Source organism: Streptosporangium vulgare, assembly GCF_042428775.1.
Taxonomy (GTDB): Bacteria; Actinomycetota; Actinomycetes; order Streptosporangiales; family Streptosporangiaceae; genus Streptosporangium; species Streptosporangium vulgare.
Genome location: NZ_JBHMBS010000005.1, coordinates 446,892 through 463,105, shown reverse-complemented (window position 1 = coordinate 463,105; position 16,214 = coordinate 446,892). Strand labels below are relative to the sequence as shown.

17 protein-coding genes are annotated in these 16,214 nt (G+C 70.9%); 7 read left to right on the top strand and 10 right to left on the bottom strand.

What is annotated here, in order from left to right:
- Positions 1-68 precede the first annotated feature (68 nt).
- The 3 genes from ACFFRH_RS14055 to ACFFRH_RS14045 form a co-directional block, all read right to left on the bottom strand.
- Positions 69-662 (bottom strand): flavodoxin, encoded by a 594-nt coding sequence (locus ACFFRH_RS14055; protein WP_344749583.1) that lies wholly within the window; start codon positions 660-662, stop codon positions 69-71.
- A 271-nt stretch (positions 663-933) separates the two neighbouring features.
- Entirely contained in the window at positions 934-1,782 is an 849-nt protein-coding gene (locus ACFFRH_RS14050; protein WP_344749582.1) for an aldo/keto reductase, read from the bottom strand.
- Between the two features lie 169 nt (positions 1,783-1,951).
- On the bottom strand, positions 1,952-2,929 hold the full coding sequence (locus tag ACFFRH_RS14045; RefSeq protein ID WP_386156781.1) for an aldo/keto reductase: 978 nt from the start codon (positions 2,927-2,929) through the stop codon (positions 1,952-1,954).
- A 308-nt stretch (positions 2,930-3,237) separates the two neighbouring features.
- Here ACFFRH_RS14045 and ACFFRH_RS14040 point away from each other — a divergent pair, with 308 nt between their 5' ends.
- Both ACFFRH_RS14040 and ACFFRH_RS14035 read left to right on the top strand, forming a co-directional pair.
- Positions 3,238-4,155: a helix-turn-helix transcriptional regulator gene (locus ACFFRH_RS14040; RefSeq protein WP_386156778.1), complete on the top strand. Its 918-nt coding sequence runs from the start codon at positions 3,238-3,240 to the stop codon at positions 4,153-4,155.
- Between the two features lie 394 nt (positions 4,156-4,549).
- A complete protein-coding gene (locus tag ACFFRH_RS14035) occupies positions 4,550-5,617 on the top strand; it encodes a hypothetical protein (RefSeq protein ID WP_386156775.1) in 1,068 nt (355 codons plus the stop codon).
- Positions 5,618-6,036: 419 nt separating this feature from the next.
- Here the strand turns inward: ACFFRH_RS14035 and ACFFRH_RS14030 are convergent, their stop codons facing one another.
- Entirely contained in the window at positions 6,037-6,453 is a 417-nt protein-coding gene (locus ACFFRH_RS14030; RefSeq protein ID WP_386156772.1) for an NUDIX domain-containing protein, read from the bottom strand.
- Positions 6,454-6,903: 450 nt separating this feature from the next.
- On the opposite strand from ACFFRH_RS14030, the gene ACFFRH_RS14025 reads away from it, so the two are divergent.
- Entirely contained in the window at positions 6,904-7,320 is a 417-nt protein-coding gene (locus ACFFRH_RS14025) for a hypothetical protein (protein WP_386156769.1), read from the top strand.
- On the opposite strand, the gene ACFFRH_RS14020 is transcribed toward ACFFRH_RS14025, so the two are convergent.
- The 4 genes from ACFFRH_RS14020 to ACFFRH_RS44805 form a co-directional block, all read right to left on the bottom strand.
- Positions 7,317-7,481, bottom strand: coding sequence for a hypothetical protein (locus ACFFRH_RS14020; RefSeq protein ID WP_386156766.1), 165 nt, complete (start codon positions 7,479-7,481; stop codon positions 7,317-7,319). The genes ACFFRH_RS14025 and ACFFRH_RS14020 overlap by 4 nt on opposite strands.
- A gap of 761 nt (positions 7,482-8,242) precedes the next feature.
- The gene (locus ACFFRH_RS14015) at positions 8,243-9,037 is read right to left on the bottom strand and encodes a nucleotidyltransferase domain-containing protein (RefSeq protein ID WP_386156763.1); all 795 of its coding nucleotides are present in this window, start codon (positions 9,035-9,037) and stop codon (positions 8,243-8,245) included.
- 416 nt (positions 9,038-9,453) lie between these two features.
- Positions 9,454-9,606 carry a hypothetical protein gene (locus ACFFRH_RS14010; protein ID WP_386156819.1) on the bottom strand — a complete coding sequence of 51 codons (153 nt, stop codon included), beginning with the start codon at positions 9,604-9,606 and terminating at the stop codon, positions 9,454-9,456.
- Positions 9,607-9,842: 236 nt separating this feature from the next.
- Positions 9,843-10,226 carry a TniQ family protein gene (locus tag ACFFRH_RS44805; protein ID WP_512701128.1) on the bottom strand — a complete coding sequence of 128 codons (384 nt, stop codon included), beginning with the start codon at positions 10,224-10,226 and terminating at the stop codon, positions 9,843-9,845.
- A gap of 173 nt (positions 10,227-10,399) precedes the next feature.
- On the opposite strand from ACFFRH_RS44805, the gene ACFFRH_RS14000 reads away from it, so the two are divergent.
- The 3 genes from ACFFRH_RS14000 to ACFFRH_RS13990 are packed head-to-tail and all read left to right on the top strand — an operon-like array spanning position 10,400 to position 12,502.
- The gene (locus ACFFRH_RS14000) at positions 10,400-11,026 is read left to right on the top strand and encodes a TetR family transcriptional regulator (protein ID WP_344750246.1); all 627 of its coding nucleotides are present in this window, start codon (positions 10,400-10,402) and stop codon (positions 11,024-11,026) included.
- Complete coding sequence (locus tag ACFFRH_RS13995) at positions 11,026-11,241, top strand: ferredoxin (RefSeq protein ID WP_344750245.1); 216 nt, start codon at positions 11,026-11,028, stop codon at positions 11,239-11,241. Before ACFFRH_RS14000 ends, ACFFRH_RS13995 begins: the two co-directional genes overlap by 1 nt.
- The gene (locus tag ACFFRH_RS13990) at positions 11,228-12,502 is read left to right on the top strand and encodes a cytochrome P450 (RefSeq protein WP_344750244.1); all 1,275 of its coding nucleotides are present in this window, start codon (positions 11,228-11,230) and stop codon (positions 12,500-12,502) included. Before ACFFRH_RS13995 ends, ACFFRH_RS13990 begins: the two co-directional genes overlap by 14 nt.
- 111 nt (positions 12,503-12,613) lie before the next feature.
- Here the strand turns inward: ACFFRH_RS13990 and ACFFRH_RS13985 are convergent, their stop codons facing one another.
- Entirely contained in the window at positions 12,614-13,501 is an 888-nt protein-coding gene (locus tag ACFFRH_RS13985) for an LLM class F420-dependent oxidoreductase (protein ID WP_344750243.1), read from the bottom strand.
- A 288-nt stretch (positions 13,502-13,789) separates the two neighbouring features.
- Here ACFFRH_RS13985 and ACFFRH_RS13980 point away from each other — a divergent pair, with 288 nt between their 5' ends.
- A complete protein-coding gene (locus ACFFRH_RS13980) occupies positions 13,790-14,656 on the top strand; it encodes an alpha-lytic protease prodomain-containing protein (protein ID WP_344750242.1) in 867 nt (288 codons plus the stop codon).
- A 237-nt stretch (positions 14,657-14,893) separates the two neighbouring features.
- Here ACFFRH_RS13980 and ACFFRH_RS13975 read toward each other — a convergent pair whose 3' ends face one another.
- Entirely contained in the window at positions 14,894-16,210 is a 1,317-nt protein-coding gene (locus ACFFRH_RS13975; RefSeq protein WP_386156756.1) for a hypothetical protein, read from the bottom strand.
- Between the last annotated feature and the right edge of the window lie 4 nt (positions 16,211-16,214).

Below are 16,214 nucleotides of genomic sequence, written 5' to 3'. Positions count from 1 at the left end.
GACCCGACGACCGTCCCGACGACCGACCGGCCGGACATCCGAACGTCCGGCCGTCCCGAGCGCCCGGGTCATCTGCGGGGCAGGCCGGTGCGGCGCAGCCACGCGTCGATGTCGGGGCCGGCGCCGGTGACCTCTTCGCCGCGGACGGCGAGGCCGTCGCCGATGGTGGCGCCGGGGCAGGAGGCGGCGTAGTCGCGTTCGGTGGTGCCCAGGCCGCTCACGGCGTAGGTGGTGACGGGGTGGACGGTTTTTCCGGTGAGGTCGAGCTTCTCGGTGAACGTCGTCATGATCATGGGGGCGCGGACGTTCCAGATGGGGCCGGCCAGCAGGACCGTGCCGTAACGGCCGAGGTCGGGCAGGGGGCCGGCGATGGCGGGGCGGGCGTCGGCGTCCTGTTCCCGGACGTTGCGGGCGACGGTCTGGCCGTAGTCGTCGGGGTAGGGGTCGGCGGCCCGGATGCGGTGGAGGTCGCAGTCGAGACGCTCGCTGATCATCTGGGCGAGGACCTGGGTGTTGCCGACCTTCAGGTTCCGGCGGCCGCCGTAGTGGTAGTTCTCGCCCGGCCGCGAGAAGCAGGCCAGCAGGACGGACGTCGCGGCCGGGCTGGAGCGGGCAGGCCGGCCCGCGCGGGGCTGGGCGGGTCGGGCGGGGAGGAGGCACAACCGAGGATCGGGACTCCGGCCATCACGGCCCCTCCGGCCAGGAACGTGTTACGCAGGAACGAGCGCCGTTCCGGCGCGGCGGTGTGATCGTCGCCGAGGTTCGTCATCACATGCTCCGGTGGGTGTGAGGGCGTGGGGCTGGACGACGTGCGGGCGGGCCGCCGCTCCGCGCGGCGTGGGGATCGCACCGACGCGGCAGGCCGACGGCGGAGCCCGCTTCCGGCATCGCACCGGCGCGGCGGGCCGGTGACGGAGCCCGCTTCCGGCCGGGTCAGTCGCTGACGCGCGCCCGGCCGAGTTGGCTGACCATGGCCGGGTCCCGATGGTCGAAGAACAGCGAGCTTCCGGTGTCCAGAGTGGCGATGCGGGCCATCTGGTCGTCGGTGAGCTCGAAGTCGAAGACGTCGATGTTCTGCGCCATCCGGTCGGGGCGCACCGACTTGGGGATCACCACGACGCCTCGCTGGACGAGCCAGCGCAGCACGACCTGCGGCACCGACCTGCCGTGCGCGCCGGCGACCTCGCTCAGCAGCGGGTGGGCGAACAGGTTGTTCCTGCCTTCGGCGAACGGGCCCCACGACTCGATCTGGACGCCGCGCTCGCGCATGATCTCCTGGTCGGCGGTGCGCTGGAAGAAGGGGTGGGTCTCGATCTGGTTCACCGCGGGGGTGACGTCGTTGTGGTCGATGAGGTCGACGAGCCGGTCGGGATAGAAGTTGGAGACGCCGATCGCCCTGATGAGGCCTTCGCGGTAGAGGTTCTGCATGGCGCGCCATTGGCCGTAGACGTCGCCGAAGGGCTGGTGCATCAGGTACAGGTCGAGGTGGTCCAGGCCGAGCTTGCGCAGCGAGGCGTCGAAGGCGCGTTTGGTGTTGTCCTCGCCGGGGTCCTGCACCCACAGCTTGGTGGTGACGAACAGGTCGTCGCGCGCGATGCCGCTGCTCTTGATCGCGCGGCCGACGGCCTCCTCGTTGCGGTACGCGGCGGCGGTGTCCAGCAGCCGGTAACCGGCGGCCAGGGCGTCGGTGACGGCCTGCTCGGTCTGCTCGGGCGGGATCTGGTAGACGCCGAAGCCGAGGATCGGCATCTCGACGCCGTTGTTCAGGGTGACGGTCCGCATGGGATGTCCTTTCGCGGGTGATGCCGGGACTGTGTCGCGGCGTCGCCTCATGCTCAGGGGCGGATGAGGACTTCGAGCGCGCGGCGCTCGGCCATGGCGCGGCAGCCGGTGCCGTACATGACGGCTGCTCGCATGACGTGCTCCTCGATACTCCTCGATACTCCTCGGGTCAGCGCTCCATCATCCGCAGGCCGGATTCGGGGTGGGTGTCTCCCGCGGCCGGAGGGAGGCTGGAGAGCCGGTCGATCTGCCGGGGGGTCAACCGGACGCCGTCGGCGGCGGTGTTCTCCTCCACCCGGCTGACACGCTTGGTGCCGGGGATGGGCGCGATGTCGTCGCCCTGGGCCAGCAGCCAGGCCAGCGCGACCTGGGCGGGGGTGGCGCCCGCCTCGGCGGCCACGGCCTCGACCTCGTCGGCGATGCGCAGGTTGCGCTGGAAGTTCTCGCCGGTGAAACGCGGGTTGCCGCGGCGGAAGTCGTCTTCGGCGAAGCCGTCGGTGGAGCGGACCTTCCCGGTCAGAAAGCCGCGCCCCAGCGGCGAGAAGGGCACCAGGCCGATGCCCAGTTCGCGCAGCACCGGCAGGACGCGCTCCTCCAGGCCGCGGGTCCACAGCGAGTACTCCGACTGGACGGCGGTGACCGGGTGGACCGCGTGGGCGCGGCGGATGGTCTCCGGGCCGGCCTCGGACAGGCCGATCGCGCGGATCTTGCCCTGGGTGACCAGGTCGGCCAGCGCGCCGACGGTGTCCTCGATGGGCGTGTTCGGGTCGACCCGGTGCTGGTAGTACAGGTCGATGCGGTCGGTGTCCAGGCGCTTGAGCGAGCCTTCGACCGCGACGCGGATGTTGGCGGGGCCGCTGTCGAGGTTCCAGGGGCCCGCGCCGCCGTGTGAGACCAGGCCGAACTTGGTGGCCAGCACCACCTGGTCGCGACGGCCCCGCAGCGCCCGGCCGAGGAGTTCCTCGTTGGTGTAGGGGCCGTAGATCTCGGCGGTGTCGATGAAGGTGACGCCCAGTTCCAGAGCACGGTGGAGGGTGCGGACGGATTCGGCCTCGTCGGTGCCGGCGCCGGTGTAGCCGTGGGACATACCCATCGCGCCCAGGCCGATGCGGGAGACCTCCAGGTCTCCGAGCAGGATGTGCTTCATCGGGTTTCTCCGTTCCTGGCATGGATGTCGTGAGGGGCGGGCGCGGCTCCCGCCCCAGGATGTCACTTTCCGCAATATTTCACATGCGTAGAGTGCGCTTCCGGGGCGGGGTGGCCGGGTGGTCACCGCCGCGTCGCGGCGATCATCAACCCGCACCAAAATGGACATATAGCTCGTTATTAATGTCCACTCTCGCGTGGTTCCGGCTTCGGTGCCAGGGCGGGTCGTGCCGGGGTGTGACGTTCGGGGTAATGACACGGCCCCCCACCCGGCCACCGAGCACGCCGGCACGGTGTGAGACTGAGGGCATGGCATCCCAGCACCCCACCACCGGCGGCAGCGACACGGAGCTGGGCCGGTTCCTGCGTGCCCGCCGTACCCAGACCGGCCCCGAGCAGGTGGGCCTGTCCGCCGGTACGGGTCTGCGCCGGACCCCGGGGTTGCGCCGGGAGGAGCTGGCCACCCTGTCCGGGATCAGCATCGACTACTACGTGCGCCTGGAGCGCGGCAAGGAGACCCGCCCCAGCCCCTCGGTGATCGACGCTCTCGCACGCGCCCTGCGGCTCGACGACCAGGAACACCAGCACCTGCGCGAGCTGGTCGCCCGCGCGGCCCACCACGCCTCCGGACCACCGCCCTCGCCCAGCCGTACCGTACGCCCGCACCTGAGGCTGCTGCTGGAGACGATGCGCCCCAGTCCCTCCTACATCGTCAGCCGCAGCATGGACCTTCTCGCCTGGAACCCCGGCGGGCTCGCCCTGTACGCGGGCATGGACGACTGGCCGCTCAAGCAGCGCAACCTGGCCCGCTACCTCTTCCTCCACCCCGCCTCCCGCGATCTGTTCCCCGACTGGGACAACCAGGTCCGCGGCTGCGTGGCCCGCCTGCGGGCCCAGGCCGGCACCGCCCCCGACGCGCCCGACCTGACCAGCCTGGTGGGCGAGCTGCTGCTGAAGAGCGCCGACTTCGCCAAGCTCTGGGAGCGCTATGACGTGACCGGCCGCAGGCACACCCTCAAGACCTTCCACCACCCCCACGTGGGCACCATCGAGCTCAGCCCCCAGTCCATGAACCTGGAGGGCACCCCCGGCCAGCGCCTGGGCGTCTATGTCGCCGAGCCCGGTACCCCCGACCACGACGCGATGCTGCTGCTCGACATGACCGCGCCCGGGCCCGCCGCCCGCCCGGCGGCGAAGGACGAGGGCCGGCCCCGCCCGCGGCCCTGAGCCCACCGGCGACGCGAGAGCGTCGGGGGGTGCCGTTCTCCCGGGCGCCGTTCCCCCGAACGGCGTTCCCCGGCACGCCGTTCCCCGGCACGGCACGGCCTGTCACGAAGCCGATCAAGCCGCCAGTCCGACAGGGGCGGTCGTGTACCGCCCCGGTCACGGTGCCACGTCCGCGCCGTGCACGCCTTCGCGCACCACGCACGCAACGGAACACCCTCTACCCCACCCCCGGCTCCGACAAGAGGCGGCCTCGATCCGGCCTGACGACGCGACGGTCGCCAAGCACGCCTCGTCGCCGGACGGAGACGGCCGGGCGAGGGGTCCGGATCTCGCCACCGCCCGCCCTGCCGCGTGCAAACTTTTCCTCCGGAAGGCGCGTCTCACCCTTATGGGAATGTTGTTTCGCGGCGCCGCCGCAGCCATCGCCTTCTTCGTCGCCGCCGGGCCGGCCGCCGCCCACGCCGTGGCACCGGCCGGTCAGTGGAGCATCGTCCATGAGCAGCGCCGTGACTCCTACGACGCGGTGACGGTGACGCCGGGCGGGGCGGTCTGGGTCGCCGGGACGAGGCGCCCGGATCGCGGATCGGGTCGCACCGAGTCGCTCCTGCTCAAGGGCGGCCGGTCCGCCTTCAAGCGGGTCACCGGGCCGGGCTTCCGGGTGAAGCGGCTGACGTCGGCGTCCGACACCAGGGTCTGGGCGTTCGGCACGTCGCGGTACGCCCGGTGGGACGGCAGGCGCTGGCAGGTCAAGCGGTGGCGCCATGGCCGGGTGGACCGGGCGTACGCCATCGGCGAGAACCTGTGGGTCGTCGAGAACTCGAACACCTTCCCCGTGGCCGACGGCTCCGGGTGGAAGGCGCGGTCCACGCTGCGGCGCCTGACCGGGTCGGTGTGGCGCAAGGTCGACACCCCGATCGTGGTCAAGGGACTCGACGGCAAGTGGGCGGCGGGCTCGGTGCGGGGCAGGGCGGCTCTGGCCCGCTGGAGCGGCGCGGCCTGGCGCACGGTCGCGCTCCCCGCGATTCCGTCCGCGCGCTCGGGCCAGATCTCGGAGCTGACGGATGTCGCGGTCGACGGTGAGACCGGCCGGGTGATGGCCGTCGGCTGGGTCGCCTGGCCGTGCGGCGGCGCCAGGCGCTCCTTCTGCGGTGAGACCTTGCTGCTGACGGGCTATCTGGGCGGCTTCGGCTTCGAGGTCCGTGGCGAGCCGGGCATTCAGCCGCGCGCCCAGGCGGAGCCCGACGGCAGAGGCGGGGCCTGGGTCGTCTACGACGCCAAGGGCGGGGGCAGCGGGTTCCTGCACATCGGCACCGACGGTGTCGAGCCGGACGCCTTTCCGGCTCCGCCGAACCGGAGAGCACTCGTCCGTGACCTCGCCATCCGGCCGGAGAGCGGTTCCGCCTGGGCGGTCGGCGCGGCGTCTTCCGGCCAGGGCGGTCTGATCTGGGCCCACGGCCGCTGAGCCGGCCGCGGTGATCCAGCCCCTGCCCGGCCGCTGCCGCCCTCCACGGCCCTCGACGGTCGCCGTCCAGGGCCGAGGACCGTGAACGTCGGCGATGTCCTCACCGGGACCGTCGCAGAGATCACGCGATCGGGAACGACCGTGCTTCTCGACGCTTTCGCCGGCGCTCCAGTCGGTGCCATCGGCCCGCTCGATCTTTCCCGGGGTCCTTCGGGGGCTCGGCCGCCGACATCCTTGAAGTCGGCGGCCGGGTCTCTGCCGAGGTGATCGCCGTTGATCTCCCCGGGCGACAGGTTCGGCTCTCGCGGTCCGCGACCGAGAACCCCCGGCCATGGGCCTATCCGAAGTCACCGCGTCCGGGACAGCGACTGTCCGGCACCGTTCTGCCGATGAGCGCCCCCCTGGCCTCCGGAGCGACGTCACGTGACGAGCACGGCGGTGAGCATCGAGAGATACGACTCATGGGCGAGACTCAGGCTGTCAAGGTCGGACGTCTCGAACCACGCCACAGCGTCGTGCTCGTCCGGCGCGGCGTTGACGGGTGTTCCGGCCCACCCGTCGACCAACCAGATCTGCATGTCGAACGTCGCGGTCCGGATCTCACGCATCGGCGGGCCGGACGGCTCCGATGCCGTGATTCCCAACTCCTCCCGAAGCTCGCGGACAAGGCTCTCCTTCGGATCCTCCCCCTCCTCGACATGACCGCCCGGCAGGTCCCACACATCGGGATACCAACGGCGTCCGGCGCTTCGATGACACAGCAACACCCGATCGCCGTCGCGAAGAACGGCCGTCACAATCCGGACCGGACCGGAGTCGCCAGCGGACATCGCCATCGGCACATTCTGACCCATGCGGATCTGCCGCAGACAAGGCGCTGTCGAGGCCGGTCTCGGCTCCTGCCCCTTCCAGGCCGGGATCTCCCAGAGCGCCTGCGGGTGCGGGCGGCCTCCAGGGAGTCGCCGATCAGGGTGGCCGGCACGCCGGCCCCCAGCGAGCCCGCCACGTGACGGCACGCCCGTGGGCTTACCGGTTTCCGGCGGGCGACCGTAAGCACCAGACGTCGGGGAGGCGACGGCCACCTCCGAACCCTCTGACATGCGGCTTTCACCTTAGTTTCAGCCGAAGCAGGCAGGACGGATTCATCGGCGCAGCTCAACGTGGCCCACTTGACGCGAATTCACGGGAATCCCCGCCCGGCCTTGTCCGGCCACGGCAACCTCATCAGAATCAGTTCAGTCTTCAACTAATTGGTCGGAGGCTCACTCGCACGGATGAGGAGAGGCATGAAGCGCACCATCTTCGTTCTCATCGGCGTCCTCGGCGCCATGCTCACCGGCATCAACCCCGCGTCCGCGGCCACCTCCGCGGTCGACTGTTCCACTGGCGGGTACACGCGGGCGTACAACAGCTATATCCCCTCCAACATGGAGCGAGGGGCCATCGACGGGCGCAGCTACAACATCGGAGGCTCGCTTTCGTACGATTACGAGATCTGCCTCGACATCCCGGACACCTCAACGTTCACGATCGAAGTGCGGATCTGGAACAACGGCACACAGACCGCCTTCGTGGACGACCGGCCCGGTGACAAGGTCTTCCGCTTCTCGCTCGCCCCGAACAGCTTCTGGCAGGTCTACGGCACGCTGACCGGGCCCGGCAGCACCTACCTCTACTACACCTGGCACGAGAAGCGGGTCTAGTCGCAGAGGGTCCGGCCGCTCTGCCACGCCGCCCTGGCGAAATCGCGGCCCCGGACGACGCGCTCCTTCCTCGCCAGGAGGCGGGTCGGGGCGGCGTAGACGGTGTAGCGGCCCCAGCCGTTACCGTGGGCGCCCTGCTGCACGCGCAGCAGGGCGCCCATCTCGACGGTGCACGGGATGACGTTCTTCGACAGGGTGACCCCTCGGTCGAGGCCGGTCCCCTGTTCGTACAGGAGATGGGTGGTGGCCCGGCCGTTCTGCCGGCGATGCCGGTCGACGACGGTGAACCCGGCCCCGTACAGGTCTTCGGCCGTGTTGGGGTTGGGCTCCCTGACCCTCGTCGGGCTCGGGCTCGGGGGACGGCGAGGGCGTCGGGGTCAGGCTCGGGCGCGGCTTGTCGGCCACGTGGGGGCGTTCGGTCGGGGCCTCCGCCGTCGGCGCGGGCGGTTCGGCTGTTTCACCTCCGCCACAGCCTGCGCGGGGTGTCGCTGTCGCCGCGCCGGACGGGCCGGTCGCCGCAGATGAGCGTGCACCCACTGACGACCCGTGTGCCGTACTGACATCCGCAAGGGCCCCAGGCAGACTGTCTGGACTCATCGAAGATGACAGTGGGACCTGCTCCCGACCTCGGCACTGTCAGTTCGACGGGTGTCGAAATATGGGTGGTCGCGTCATCGAAGTTGGCAGTACCCGGTCGAAGATCAAGTGTCATGCTTCGGGTGGACTGGGTGGAGGCTATGACGGCCTCGGGGAACAATGGAGCAGCCCTCAGCGCTGAGGGCTGCTCCATTGTTCCAACTGCCGCTGGACAATGTCGCCGAACGACGTGGGCGGCGGCGAGGTCTTCGATGGCCCGTCGTTGGCGCCCTTGGCCCTCACCGTGAGACAGCCGCCCGACGGTGTGCGCGGCGGGGCAGCTCGGTCAGCTCGCCGGATCGATGACATCGTGGAGGTACTGCACGGCAAGCTTTTCGGCGTGGCGGCGGCGTTCGATCGCCGCTTCGGTGTCGTCGAGCCACTGCCGGTAGATCTCGACGCTGGCGAGGAGAGCCTGACCGGCGTCGTGCCGGTCGTAACCGCAGAGAGTTCTCCGAAGGTCACGCGCCTCATCCGGTGCGATGGATTCGAGATGGCGGACTCCGCGGGGTGATGCACCCACCCGTTGAGCAGCCAGAGGACCCAGCACGGCCTCGCGCAGGTAGCTGAGGAAGCCGATGACCTCGAACAGCTCACCGCGGCCGAGTTTCGTCGCACCATAGTGCACCCAGATCCAGAACCGGTCCTCGATCCACTGGAGGTCGAGCTGCGGGGCTGCCAGCGGATGCTCCGCGAGGGAGCCGGCCAGGTCGCCGTCTCGGTCCCACAGGATGTCCGGGTCCTCAACGCGCTCGGCGAATTCGGAAGCCCGCACGAACTTGAAGTCGACATGGAGGAGGGGTGGCCCGACGAGCGTGATGATCAGGCGGGGTTCGCCGACGTGCTCCCCGGTGAACCCCGCCACAAGGGCGGCCCACGAGCCGATCAGCGCGAGACGCTCCTTCATGACCGAGCCGAACGCCTCGTCGTCGATGACCACGATGAGATCGACATCGGAGTAGATGTCGGGGTGTCCCCCCGCGAGGGACCCCGCGACGGCAACACCGGCCACTCTCGAATCCTGCCGAATCCGAGGAAGCGCGTCGCTGAGGAACCGGCTGTGCAAAGAGAGGGCGTCCATGGCGTTCCTTCCCGGTACGAACAAAGTTTTCAAACATACCAGGCCAGCCGGTCGGATTCGCGAGGAGAACACGGCGAAGAAGGCGCGGGCCGAGCCCGCGGTGCTCTCCAGGAGCTCGGCCCCGTTGTCGCACGCCGATACCCTGCCGGAGAGCACCTACGGTTACCATCCAGGCCGGGCTTCACGGGGAACCGGCGACAGTTGAAAACGAGCACCGTCACTCCGGTATCGGAATGCACACCCCGGCATCGGTGCACGACGGCTCCGCGGTCGAGGTCCACGCCCAGCGGATCGCCACCTTGAACGCGGCCTTCCTGGCCCACCCCGAGCGGTTCCGCGGCCGTCGGCCCTGCCCTCCGCCGCTGCCCACCCGCGTGTGGATCAACAAGCCATCCATGACTCTTCAGACGCAGACCTCAGTACAGACGCCACAAGTAGCCTGATGTCTCAATCGGTTTGACAGCTACCGACTGACCGGCACTCACCACTTGGCCCGCGATCAGCGCAGGCCGGCGACGCGTCGCCACCTTGAGCACGAGCTGCTGCTGATCGGCGAGTTCGTTGCTCACCGTGCTCGTGCTGATCTGTGGGATCGGCTGGTCGCATACAGCCCCGCTGAGGAGCGCGCCGCACTGCAACGGAGCCGACATCCGTGAGCGAGACAGACGGCCCGGCTGACCGGCCGGGCCCCGTCGCACGGGAACGCGGCATCTCGGGCAGTGATCCACCGGCAGCACCCGATGCGCGGGACAAACCGCGGCCCAGCCCAGCTTCCACCAGACCTGCCACACTCCCTCCGAAGCCGCTAGGCACTTCGGGCATGCCCGGCCGCCGAAGAACTGCACCCACTCACGGCCCTCTGCCCGACGGACTGACTCCCTACCCCCACGGGAACGCCTGCCAGGTCCACGGCCGAGCCGTCGAACACCTCCAGGTGCATACCACGCACGATCTCGGCGCTTACGCCTGTCGCAGCCTCGATCGCTCTGCACATCTTCGGTGTCGCAACGATGCCGTACGCCAGTGAACGAACGTCACTTGACGCGCGTACATCCAGCCCTAACGCCTCGACCATCGTCCACGGCGGGCATCCGTTCTGCAGGGCCATACGATCAACCCACGACGCGAACGACTCGCCGCACGCCGGTGCCACCACTAACGCCAGTCGCCGGGGCCAGATCGCCGGCATTTCTTGGGCCGAACCTCCTGCCGTACACGCCCCTACTGCCAACCCCGATGTCGCGCTTCCATGTCCGCTTCCATCTGAGGTGACGCACTTCCATCTGCAAGGCCGTCAGACACAGACGACCAGGGGATCACGCCACTGTTGACATATCAAATGAACGTTCTTTTAATTGGCCTATGGGGCGTATCGCGGGCGTCACCGCCACCGAGACCCGGGAGCGGCTGCTGCGAGCGGCGGCCGAGTCCTTCGCCCTGCGCGGCTATGACGGCACGCGCGTGGCCGACATCGCCGCGGCCGCGGGGGTGAGCAACGGCGCCCTGTACGCCCACTTCGGCTCGAAGGCCGAGTTGCTGGTGGTCGCGCTGCGCGCGCACGGGCCGCAGCTGCTGGCCAAGCTGTTCGCCGCCGAGCCGGACCGGCCGATCACCGAGCTGCTGGCCGTCGTCGGCCGCGGGCTCCCGCGCCGGCGGCCCGACGCCCACGGCTCCCTCATCGTCGAGGCGCTCGTGGCCGCGCGCCGCGACGAGGACGTCGCCCGGCCGATGCGCGACTACGTCGGCGAGCGCGCCGACTGGCTCGCCGGGCTCGTCCGTGCCGCCCAGGACGCCGGCGAGCTGGACGGCGCGCTGTCGCCGGACGCGCTGTCGCACTTCTGCCTGCTGCTCGCGATGGGCAGCGCGCTCGTCACATCCGACCTGCACACGGTCGACGACGAGGAGTGGGCGGCCTTGCTCACCCGTGTCGTCGCCGCCCTGGCCCCTGCCGACAGCGTCGACAGCACCGCACAGAGGGGAGCGCCCTGATGAGAGTGAAGCTCGACTCCGACAGATGCCAGGGGCACGGTCGCTGCTACGACCTCGCCCCCGGCCTGTTCGGCGAGGACGACGAGGGTTACGGGCATGTCGTCGGCGACGGCGTCGTACCACCGGACGAGGAGCAGGCGGCACGCCTGGCCGTGGCGAACTGCCCGGAAAGAACGATCGAGATCCTCCAGGAGGCGCGACATGACCGTCGATGACCGCTTCGGCCAGCAGGAGTTCCAGGAGAGGTTGCGAGACCGCCCTGACGGCGTGCGCAACGCGGTCGTCACCGGACCGGTCTCCGACTGGGCGACCGACTTCTCCCACACCGAGCCGGAGTGGGCGGCCGACCCGTACCCGATCCAGGACGACCTGCGGCGGCGCTGCCCGATCGCGCACACCGACCGGTTCGGCGGCGCGTGGCTGCCGACCCGCTACGAGGACGTCGCGGCCATCGCCTACGACACCGAGCGCTTCTCCTCCCGGTCGGTCGTCGTGAGCAACTTCCGGCCGCCGCCCGAGGTGGCGCCGGTGGGCGGCACGCCGCCGATCTCCTCCGACCCGCCCTTCCACCACGACGCGCGCAAGCTGCTGCTGCCGATGTTCACCAAGACGACGGTCGCCAGGCAGGAGCCGGCGACGCGGGCGTTCTGCCACTCGCTCCTCGACACGCTGGAGGGGCAGGACGTCATCGACGCCGCCCGTGACTACGCCCAGCACATCCCGACGCGCGTCATCGCCGACATGCTGGGCTTCCCGCCCGAGGACGGGCCGCGGTTCCGCGAATTCGTCGAGAACGCGCTGGAGGGCGTGAACCTGCCCCCGGAGGAGCGCATCCCCCGGATGGAGATGCTGTTCGACTACCTGCTGAAGCAGATCCGTGACCACATCGACAACCCTCGGGACGACCTCACGACCTACCTCATCAACGCGGAGCTGTACGGCCAGAAGCTGGAGTCGCTGCACGTGGCGGGCACGATGGCGCTGCTGCTCATCGCCGGCATCGACACGACGTGGAGCGCGATCGGCGCGTCGCTGTGGCACCTGGCCAAGACGCCGGCCGACCGCGAGCGCCTGGTCGCCGAGCCCGCCCTGCTGCCGACCGCGATGGAGGAGTTCCTCCGGGCCTACGCGCCGGTCACGATGGCGCGACTGGTCAAGGAGGACATGCACTGGAACGGCGTCGACATGAAGGCCGACGACTGGATCCTGCTGTCGTTCCCCGCGGCCAACCGCGACGAGGCGCAGTTCGACCGGGCGGGCGAGGTCGTCATCGACCGCGAGGTCAACCGGCACGCCGCGTTCGGCCTGGGTATCCACCGCTGCGTGGGCTCGCACCTGGCCCGCATGGAGCTGCGGGTCGCCCTTGAGGTCTGGCTGGAGCGGATCCCGGCTTTCAGCCTCGACGACCCGGCGGCGGTGACCTGGGCGACCGGCCAGGTCCGCGGGCCACGCACGCTCCCGCTCCGCATCGGCTGACCGCCTCGGCTGACCGGATCGGCCGACCGGATCGGCTGACCGGGGCCCGGTGCGGGTCCCGGACGAGGGCCGGTCGGCTCCCGGTGCGCGTCCCGCGAAGCGGGCCCGTGCTCAGCCGTCCAGCGGGAGTGCCCCGGCCAGGCGGCGCCACGCGGCGCGCGGCAGGTCATGGAAGGGGTCGTCGGTCACCACCTGGATCGCCAGGTGGTCGGCTCCCGCGGCCAGGAAGTCCGCGGCCCGCTCGGCGACGGCGTCGGCGTCCCCGAGCGCGAACACCGCGTTCACCAGCCGGTCGCTGCCCCCGTCGCGGAAGTCGTCCTCCCCGAACCCCAGCCGGCGCAGGTTGTTGGTGTAGTTGGGCAGCTTCAGGTAGAGGCGGAGATAGCCGCGCGCGGTGTCGCGGGCGCTTTCGAGGTCGGGATCGAGGACGACCTTCAGCTCGGGGGCGAGCAGGGCGTCCTCTCCCAGGATCTCGCGGGCCCGGGCGGTGTGCTCGACGGTGACGAGGTACGGGTGCGCGCCCGCGGCCCTGTCCCTGGCCAGCTCCAGCATCCTGGGGCCGAGAGCGGCCAGCACCCGCGCCTGCGCGGGCACCGGATCGGCGGCGGAGTCCAGCGCGTCCAGATACTCCCGCATCGCGGAGTACGGGCGCGCGTACCGCTCGGCGAAGCCCTCGTGGCTCACGCCGAGCCCCAGGACGAAACGCCCGGGATACCTTCTCTCAAGGTCGGCCCACTGGGCGGCGACCTCGGCGGCCCCGTACTCCCAGATGCTGAGGATGCCGGTGGCCACGGTGACGCGAGGAGCCGCGTCGAGGAGCGGTACGGCGTAGCCGACGGCAGGGTTCCCGCCGAGCCAGAGGGTGCCGTACCCCAGCGCGTCCAGCTCGGCCGCCGCGTCGTCGAACTCGCCCATGTCGGCCGGGCCGTTGCCGCGCAACGCGTTGCCCCAGGCCCCGCTCCAGATACCGAACCTGCCCAAGCGGCTGTGCCGCGGCATGACGACCTCCCTGAACGTAGGTGGACATGTCCTGCAATCCTCGGTTCCGCTCACGCGGCCGAGGCGCGGTCACCGGCCATCCGACGCACCGGCCCTCCCGCCTGCCCCTTCATCTCCACCACGTCCCCCGGTCAAACCGGGTGCGCGCGCAGCGTGGCGTCCGGCCTCCTCGGCCGGAACCGGCGGTGTCTGGATTAGGGTGGCGGTGCCCGTGGCGCGCGGCCTGCCCGTCGACGCGGGGCGACCTCCCCCCCTCACGCTTCACAGCCGAGGCCGAGGAGAGACCACATGTCCCGCAGTCACATCGCCGCCACGGGGTGCCTCCTGGCGATCACCGCGTTCATCCTGACGACCCTTCCGGCCGTCGCCACGCGCCGACCGGCGGGCACCGCCCCCGCCCCGGCACCTTCACCGGCCGGCACCGCACCCCGGCCGGTGGGCACCGTTCCCACCGCGCCGGCCGTCACCGCTTCCCCCGCCGTCACCGCACCCCGACCGGCGGGTACCGTTCCCGCTCCGACGGCCGTCACCCCGACGCTCCTCATCCCGGTGGCCGTCACCCCCACTCCCCTCATCCCGGTGGCCGTCACCCCGACGGTCCTCACCCCGGTGGCCCCGCCCCAGAGGGCGGAGAGCACTCCCCCCGCGATAAACCTGCCGCGGGGTGTCATCGAGGCGCTCCAGCGCGATCTCGGTCTCACCAGGAAACAGGCCGAGGAGCGGTTTCGCAACGAGATGCGGCTGACGCAGGTCGAGGCGCGGTTGCGCGAGGAGCTCGGCGGCCGCTTCGGCGGCTCCTGGTTCATCGGAGCCCTGGCGCAGACCCTCGTGGTCGCCACCACCAGCGCCGCCGACATTCCGAGGATCGTCTCCGCGGGCGCCAGGGCCGAGGTCGTCCGCGCGTCGCTGGCGACGCTCAGGGCGGTCAAGCGGAAGCTCGACGAGGCGCTGCTCACCCACCCGGCCGGGGGGAGCGTCCGCTACGTCGACGTGCGGAACAACAGGGTCGTCGTCCTGTCCAGGCACGCCCCGCTGACCCGCAACGCCATCAAGTCCATCGGGGTGGACATGGACCTGGTCGTCGTGCTGGCCTCCATGGAGGACCCGCGCCCTGCTCGCCCTGGAGCGTCCCGGGTACGGTCTCAAGGGCGGTGACGCCCACCACGTCGGCACGGGCCGGGTGCTCCGCCGGTTTCCCGGTGACCCGCGGGACCCGCAGGGGGTTCGTCACCGTCGGCCACTGCGGCAGGAGGGGAGACGCCACCACCGGCTTCAGCCAGGTCGCGCAGGGCGTCTTCCGGGGCTCGACCTTCCCGGCCCGCGACTTCGGGTGGGGCGCGGTGAACGACGACTGGGTGCCCACGGCGGAGGTGAGCGGTGGCGGCGGGCGGGTCAGCCCGCGAAGAGGAGGAGCAGGCCCACCACCGTGTAGACCACCATCAGCACGAGCAGCGGAATCTGCCCGATGACGGCGGTCCGCCTCGGGAACAGGGCCAGCGCGCGGTCGTGGGCGAGCACGGTGCCGAGCACGTGGCCGACGACGATGACCGTCACCTGGAGCATGGCGATCCCGGCGGGGGAGGTACCGATCGCCTGGACGGTCCACCCCGCGGTGCCCAGCCAGTCGGCACCGGTGCCCAGCGGGTCGGAGAGCAGGGCGAGGGTCCGCTGGCCTTCCAGGAGCAGGAGCGTGTAGTAGTGGGCGACCACGTACCCGACGGCGATCGGGACCACCGCGTGGGCGAGCTCGCCCGCCGTCGTCCCCGGCTCCGCCGCGCCCCACCGGCCGGCCAGCGAGGTCGCGCCACGGTACGCCGCGAGGACCAGCCCGATGACGGTGAGCAGGCCCACCGTCCCCATGACCGGGGCCGGCACCGAACTCTCCTGCACGAAGCGCACCCAGATCGGCGCGTTGGAGAGGCTGTCGTACATGGTGGAGCCCAGGAGCACCACCACCAGCACCGTCAGTCCCGGCACCGGCCGGAGCCCGGCCATCCCGTCGAGCGAGTTCCGCCAGGTCACGACGCCGTCGGGACCTCTCACCACCGGGGCGAGCCGGCCGACGAGGGTGCTGTAGACCTCGAACGCGTCCGCGTGGTCGAACCAGCGCGACCCGAAGAGCACCGCTCCCCCGAGCATGAACACGACGTACACGGCGAGCCAGGCCCCGATGACGGGCAGGGTGGCCCGTTCGGGGGCGACCAGTTCCAGCCAGACGAAGGCGAGGAGACCGGCGGCGGCGGGCCAGTAGCCGAGCCCCTCCGGCAGCGGGCGCAACCCGGTGCCGGGGTCGCGTCCCAGTCCCCGGCAGGCCAGCAGGTGCAGCGTCCGCAGCGGGTTGAGGGCCGGCCACACCGGCCCGAACAGCAGCGAGAGCGGCACCAGGCCGACCCAGAACAGGACGTAGAACACCCCCGCCGTGGGGTTCTCGACCCGGTCCGGGCCGAAGAGCAGGCCCACGCAGAAGTACGCCGCGGCGACGAGCCCGGCGACGCGCCAGAACCACGGCCACGCCCGCGCGGACACCATCCCCTGGACCAGGGAGGCGAGCGGGCGGGGACGGCGGAGGTCACCGCCCAGCCGCGGCTCGGTCCACAGGGCGCCCAGTGCCACGAACGACACCAGCAGGGCGAGGATCGCGCCGATCAGCGCGGCCGAGAACGGGATCGGCAGGTCCTGGCGACCGCCGATGCCGTGAGCCAGGAGCATCACG